Consider the following 6,063-nt stretch of genomic DNA (forward strand, 5'->3'; position numbering starts at 1 on the left):
CAGCGGGTCGGGGCTGGCGGATCAGAAGGCGTTCGACCCGTTCGGGGTGCCGACGACCGCGGGCAGCGCGCAGGTGCGGGTGGGTTTCCAGGGCTCCTGGACGGACCCGGCCACGGCGAAGGTCTCCGCGCAGGCCCGCTGGTACACCCCGTCCACCGGCGGGTTTGTTTCCCGGGACAGCGCGCAGTTGCCGTTGACGTCGGCGGTGTCAGCGAACCGGTACACCTACGCCAACGCCAACCCGCTGACGTACAGCGACCCCAGTGGTCATAACGCTGCTGTTATAGGCGGGGAGGTTGGGTGTGCGGTTGGTGGGCTGTTCGGGTGCGTGGTTGGTCTTGTAGCTGGTGCGGTTGTCACGGCGGCTGTGGCGTACGCGGCCGATCGGGCTATTGATCATGTTTTGGATCGGGGTGATTCACGGGGGGCATCGGTGCCGGCTGCTGTTCCGGCGGTGTCGTCGGTGTCGAGGCCGTGGGTGGATGGCTGGTCGGCGGGGGCTTCCCTGAGTGTGGCTCCGGCGCTGCCTGGGGGTGGGAGTCTGCCAGTTGGTGGCGGCTCATCGGGTGGGAGCACGGGTAAGTCGGGCGGGACTAGCGGGCGGGCTGTTCCGAAGACACGGGCGAAGCCGCCGCAGGTGAGGCCGGAGCCGCGGCCGCCGATTCCGGCGATTCCGGCGCCGGCACCGTTGCCGCCGGTGGGGGTGGTGTGGTCGTCGGCGTCGGCTATCGCCTCCCAGGCGGGCTGGTCGCCGCAGGGTGGGCCGTTCACTGTGCCGGCGTGTGCGTCGGGGAGCTGCGCGGATGGGCTGTCGGCGGCTGCTCGTGCGGGGGACGCCGGGCCGGGGATAACCGATTTCGCGGAGGCCAACTGCGCCGCCTCCGGGGGTGCGCAGCCGCTGGCGGGGGCGTGTATGCCGCCGCTGCCGGTGTTCCCCGCGGATCCGGCGGAACCCCTCACCCTGATCTTCCCGGGTCTCGCCGCGGATGCCCTGACCACGGTCTTCCCCGCGGACGAGCGGGACCTGACGATTGCGATCTTCCCTGGTCTTGATGAGCTACTAGATGGCGTTACTATCCTTGAAGCTCGCAAGAAGAGCAATGATCCGGCGGCTGACCGGGTTACGCTACGAAAAAAAGTGAAGGAGAAGATCTATGAGAATGCCGAGCGGGATGCTGACGGAAATCTAATTGATCCAAATACGCGCCAGCCTATCAAGGGGAAGCCTGACATTGGTCACAAGCCGGGCCATGAATGGAGGCGGACGCAGGAACGGGCGAGGCGGGAAGGGTGGACTCGTGAGGAGGTTATCGAACATCAGAACAATCCGGATATCTACCAGTTGGAGGATCGTTCTTCCAATAGGTCTCATCGCTATGAGGATTCGAGGTGAAAGATGGATCGGATGAAGCGTACCCCGCTGCATTACGCGGCAATAGATAACGATGCCGTACAGATCGCAGAGCTTCTTGCGGAGGGGTATGATCCTAATGCTGTAGATATCAAAGGGTATACGCCTTTGCATTTCGCTGCCCAGGAGTACTCCGTTGAGGCAGCGCGCGCACTTCTGGACGGCGGGGCCGTGATCGATGGCGTGGACAAGTTCGGTAATACGCCTTTGTCGAATGCTGTTTTTTATTCGCGTGGTCGGGGTGAACTCATTACCCTGTTGCGAGAGCGTGGAGCTGATCCATGGAGGGTCAATAATTATGGCCAGACTCCGGTCGGGCTTGCTCGATTGATTGCAAACTATCCTATTGCACAGTTTTTTGAAGATCTTCCGAAAGAAGCTTCTCCCTGACAACAAACCGAGTCATTCTGGGTTATTTAGAATGTAACCGGCCAGGTCTCTTGATTGTCTCGTGTTGACGCAGGTCGGGTCGTTTGGGTGACAAGCGCTGTGACTGTGCGGTGCTCGCGGTGGGTGACACCCCGTAGGTTGATCGTGTGCCGCCCATCGATCAGCCTGCGCAGTCGTATAAGAACCTGTTTTGAATCTTGATTTTACTCACTGTGTGTAACTGCGAGAGGCGTCCAGCGCTTGATCGGCGTCTGGCGCGCGATACGGCGGGTCATGATACGAATCATCGCCCAATGGATAAATGATTCGGAGGTGGCGGGTTCGCGTTCGTAGTCTCGAGCGAGGCGACGATGCGCGGTGATCCAGGAGATGGTGCGTTCAACGATCCACCTTTTCGGGAGGACCTCGAAGTGTTTCTGTCCGGGTTTCTTTCGGATGATCGATACGGTGGTTCTCATGATGGTGGCGGCCCATTCCACGAACCAGCCGGCGAAACCGGCGTCGGCACACAGATGACGGCAGCGCCGGTGAGCGAAGTAATGGTCCACCAGGACGCGCCGGCCGCCGTCGCGGTCCTGGACGCCGGCTGGGACGACCAGCACGGCGAGCAGCAGGCCGAGGGTGTCGACGATGAAGAAACGCTTGCGGCCGTTGACCTTCTTACCGGCGTCGTAGCCTCGGGAGCCCCTGCCCACGGTCTGCGCGCCCTTGACAGACTGGGAGTCGATGATTCCCATGGTGGGTGCGACGTCCCGGCCCGCCAGCGTGCGCAGCTTGTCACGCAGAGCGTCGTGCAACTTCACCGTCACCCCCTTCTTCCGCCATCGGTAAAAGAAACCGTAGACCGTCTGCCAGGGCGGAAAATCCGACGGCAGCGACCGCCACACTCCGCCGTTGTGCGCCACGTAGAGGATCGCGTTCACAATCTCCCGGCGGGGGTGTTCCTCAGGCCGACCATCCTTGCTTATCGGCGGCAGCAGCGGTTCGACCAGCGCCCACTCGCCGTCGGACAGATCTGATGGGTAATGATGCGACCGCGACATACCCCGACAGTAATGATCAAATTTCGCCCAGTCATGTCGATCATCCGGCGAAGGGCACGCTCCATGCATGCTTACAAGATTCAAAACAGGTTCTTACGTATCAGGAAAAGGTATCCCGGGTGCTCACTCTGAAATAAATGCGATCAACCAGGGGTTGTGGGCGAGGGCTGGCTCTAGCATCGAAGATTTTTTGATCTATAATGTGCGTCTTCGCGGTGCAGAGCAGGGAGCATCGATTGGCAGATGTTCCTACTGTTCATTTCTCACGCGAGGCGCGGAGGAAATTCCATGAGCGAAGACGGTGAAGTGGGCGTGCTGAGAGTTCCCGACGCAGAACTTGATTTCGATGAAAATATGGTGTACACCCATCGCGGTGCTCTTTTTACGGGTATAGGGTACGAAGAAGTTCCCGGTCGGGGAATTTCGGAGATCGGCTATCGTCGAGGGTTGCAAGAAAGGCCTGCGCGGGATTGGTACCCTTCGGGTAAAATAAAGGGAGAATCTTATTTTAGGGAGAATGTCCCCCATGGGGCATTCCGGGAGTTCGACGAAGGCGGAAACCTTCGCTTTGATGCCGTGTATGAATATGGGATACTGGTTTCCTCGGTAAGAACGGATCATTCTGGGGCAATAATTGAGTCTTTTGAAATTGACAGTAGTAATTCAAACTTTTTGTTGCTGGAGCGACTTCGCCGCGAAAAGTCTTGGTGAACGAGGATTCGTCAGACTTCAGGTCTTCGCAGTTGACCGGAACCTGTAGCCGGACGACTACAGGAGTGTCCATTCACGGGTGACGGATCGTGGTCCGCTGACCTGGGTGTTCGCGTTGAGGAAACCCGTCGCGGGTGTTGCTTGATCGTGGCCGCCGGCTGGGCATGATCTGGAGTTGTGGCTGACCCGTCCGCGTCGTTCGAGTCGCGTCTCGCGTCGTTCGAGTCGCGGGCTGTCGCGGCGGAGGCGCGGGTCGGGGAGTTGACGGAGGCCGTCGCGCGGCTGACCGGGGCGCACGGCCGGTTGGCGGAGACGAACGGCCGGCTGCGTCGGGTGGTCGAGGACGCGGCCCAGCGGCATGCGGTGGAGTTGGCCGGCCGTGAGGCGGAGCTTGCCGTGGAGCGGGCCGAACGCCGGCGGCTGGAGCTTGAGGTCGCGCAGTTGCGGCGGCGCCTCGGGATGGACAGCACGAACTCCTCGACGCCGCCATCGAGGGAGCCGATCGGAGCGAAGGCGCAGCGTCGGGCACGGCAGGCCTCGGAGCGGGGGTCCGGTCGAAGGACCGGAAACCAGGTGGGCAGCCGGGTCATCCGGGGTCGGGGCTGGCCCGGGATGCGGATCCGGACCGATCGTTGCGGGCGGACCCGCCGGACCAGTGCTCGTCGTGCCAGGCGGATCTTTCCGAGGCTGAGGTGCTGGGCGATGGCTGGGCGCAGCTGTGGGACGTGCTCGAACCCGTGCTGGAGAAGGTCGAGTGGGCGCTGCCGCGGCGGCGGTGCGTCTGTTGCCGGAAGGTCACGGCCGCGGTCGTGCCGCACGCGAGGGCGGGCTGTGTGTCCTACGGGCCGCGGCTGAACGCCGCCGCGGTGCTGCTGGCCACCGAGGGCAACGTGCCGGTCGAGCGGGCCGCGATGCTCATCGCCGCCCTGCTGGGCGTGCCGGTGTCGTCCGGGTTCGTCGCCCGCGCGGTCGAACGGCTCGCCGCCACGCGGGACGCGGCCGGGTTCGACGCGGCGATGAGGACGGCGCTCGGCGCCGAGGACGTGCTGTGCGGCGACGAGAGGGCGGTCAACGTGCTCGGCCGCGACGTCGACGACGCCGGGAGGGCGCTGGCGGGGACCCCGCACATCGTCACCGTGCGCACCCCGGCCCCCGGACTGGTCTGGTACGCGCCGACCCACTCCCGTTCGTCGGAGGCGATCGAGGGCCTGCAGATCCTGTCCGGCTTCCGCGGCTACCTGGTCCGGGACGGCTACGCCGGCTGGTACCAGTGCGACGCCCAGCTCGCCGGCGTCCAGGAATGCTGCGCCCACCTCATTCGCCACCTACGCGGGGTGGTGAACCTCGACCCGAAGGTCCAGGCTTGGGCCGGCCGGCTCATCGACCTGCTGCGCGAGGCCTACCGCGAGGTCGCCGCCGCCCGCGCCGCCGGACACGACCGCCTGGACGCGGACCTGCTCGCCGCCCTGCGCGCCCGCTACGACAAGGACGTCGAGTGGGGCCGGCTGACCAACCGCTGCCGGGACTGGACCGACGGTGCCCACCATCCCGGCCACGTGCTGGCGACCCGGTTCGCCACCATCGCCGACCGGGTCTGGCTGTTCGCCACCAACGTCAGGATTCCGTGGACGAACAACGCCTGCGAGCAGGCGCTACGGCTCCCGAAACGCCACCAGGCCGTCTCCGGCTACTGGCACACCCCGGCGACCCTCGCCGCCTACTGCCGCGTGCGCTCCTACCTCGTCTCCGCCTCCGACCACGGCCTACGCGCCATCGAAGCGATCACGACGGCCCTCGCGGGCAAGCCCTGGCTCCCCGTACCCCGGACCAACATCCCAGCCCCCGCCCTCGCCACCACCGCCTAAAACAACATCACAACGGGTCGCACCCGTGAATGGACACGTTCGTACGGTTGGCGCGGAGGCTGAATTGCGATCACTTTATGACGAGCTGGCCCGAGGTGGGACCCCTGTAGAGTGGGGCAGTTACAAGGGTACGGCCGTACGTCATGCTGACGGGACGGCAGTTGCCATCCGTTCGGATTCGAGGAGTGGAGGTTCGGCGATCGACATCCGCCTGCCGAACGGTGCTAAAAGAAAGGTCCATGTTCGATGAGTACATGGGACGATCGCACACTCATTGAGGATATTCTTGCGAACGGAGTCGATGACTGGGTCTACGCGGCATGGCTGTATCAGATTGCGCAACGAAGTGGTCTGGTGGAGCCCAGGGATCTGCGTGCGCTCTCAATCGGTCTGATAGCCGAGGTGCTCACGTCTGGTCTGATGGTTGCCGGTGAATATGATGGTTCTGGTTTCCGTCAGTGGGAGTGTTCGACGGGGGAGGCGATAGTTCGAATCACGCAGGACTGGCTTGCGTGGGGGGATGAGGATCTTACTCCTGGAGCGGTTGTATGGCTGGATGTGACGCCTGCCGGTCAAGCAATAGGTGAGGCGGTCCTCGCTCGAGAGAAATGAACCGCATACAGGGAGGCGTTCGTAAACAGTA

General features: G+C 63.4%; 5 protein-coding genes and 2 pseudogenes. 6 read left to right on the forward strand and 1 reads right to left on the reverse strand.

The features are described 5' to 3' along the window. Window positions 1-79: 79 nt before the first annotated feature. The 3 genes and pseudogenes from NBX02_RS22940 to NBX02_RS05095 all read left to right on the forward strand — a co-directional run. Window positions 80-211: pseudogene (locus NBX02_RS22940) on the forward strand (hypothetical protein); the annotation flags it as partial. 702 nt (window positions 212-913) lie between these two features. Continuing rightward, window positions 914-1,393, forward strand: a complete 480-nt coding sequence (locus NBX02_RS05090; RefSeq protein ID WP_250290205.1) for an HNH/ENDO VII family nuclease — start codon at window positions 914-916, stop codon at window positions 1,391-1,393. Between the two features lie 3 nt (window positions 1,394-1,396). Further along, window positions 1,397-1,801 (forward strand): ankyrin repeat domain-containing protein, encoded by a 405-nt coding sequence (locus NBX02_RS05095; protein ID WP_250290207.1) that lies wholly within the window; start codon window positions 1,397-1,399, stop codon window positions 1,799-1,801. Window positions 1,802-2,004: 203 nt separating this feature from the next. Here the strand turns inward: NBX02_RS05095 and NBX02_RS05100 are convergent, their stop codons facing one another. Then, entirely contained in the window at window positions 2,005-2,844 is an 840-nt protein-coding gene (locus NBX02_RS05100; protein ID WP_445548273.1) for an IS5 family transposase, read from the reverse strand. Window positions 2,845-3,132: 288 nt separating this feature from the next. Between NBX02_RS05100 and NBX02_RS05105 the strand changes: the two genes are divergently transcribed. From NBX02_RS05105 to NBX02_RS05115, 3 genes and pseudogenes are all read left to right on the forward strand, one after another. Continuing rightward, window positions 3,133-3,555, forward strand: a complete 423-nt coding sequence (locus NBX02_RS05105; protein WP_250290208.1) for a hypothetical protein — start codon at window positions 3,133-3,135, stop codon at window positions 3,553-3,555. 177 nt (window positions 3,556-3,732) lie between these two features. Beyond that, window positions 3,733-5,420, forward strand: a pseudogene (tnpC, locus tag NBX02_RS05110) (IS66 family transposase). 246 nt (window positions 5,421-5,666) lie between these two features. Beyond that, a complete protein-coding gene (locus tag NBX02_RS05115) occupies window positions 5,667-6,032 on the forward strand; it encodes a hypothetical protein (RefSeq protein ID WP_250290210.1) in 366 nt (121 codons plus the stop codon). Window positions 6,033-6,063: the final 31 nt, after the last annotated feature.

The organism is Protofrankia sp. CiP1_Cm_nod1 (assembly GCF_920888515.1).
GTDB lineage: Bacteria > Actinomycetota > Actinomycetes > Frankiales > Frankiaceae > Protofrankia.

What these genes read in the sequence shown, in the direction of transcription:
- NBX02_RS05105 (WP_250290208.1), top strand. Translation starts at nt 3,133, where the DNA reads ATGAGCGAAGACGGTGAAGTGGGCGTGCTGAGAGTTCCCGACGCAGAA.
- NBX02_RS05090 (WP_250290205.1), top strand. Translation starts at nt 914, where the DNA reads ATGCCGCCGCTGCCGGTGTTCCCCGCGGATCCGGCGGAACCCCTCACC.
- NBX02_RS05115 (WP_250290210.1), top strand. Translation starts at nt 5,667, where the DNA reads ATGAGTACATGGGACGATCGCACACTCATTGAGGATATTCTTGCGAAC.
- NBX02_RS05100 (WP_445548273.1), bottom strand. Translation starts at nt 2,844, where the DNA reads ATGTCGCGGTCGCATCATTACCCATCAGATCTGTCCGACGGCGAGTGG.
- NBX02_RS05095 (WP_250290207.1), top strand. Translation starts at nt 1,397, where the DNA reads ATGGATCGGATGAAGCGTACCCCGCTGCATTACGCGGCAATAGATAAC.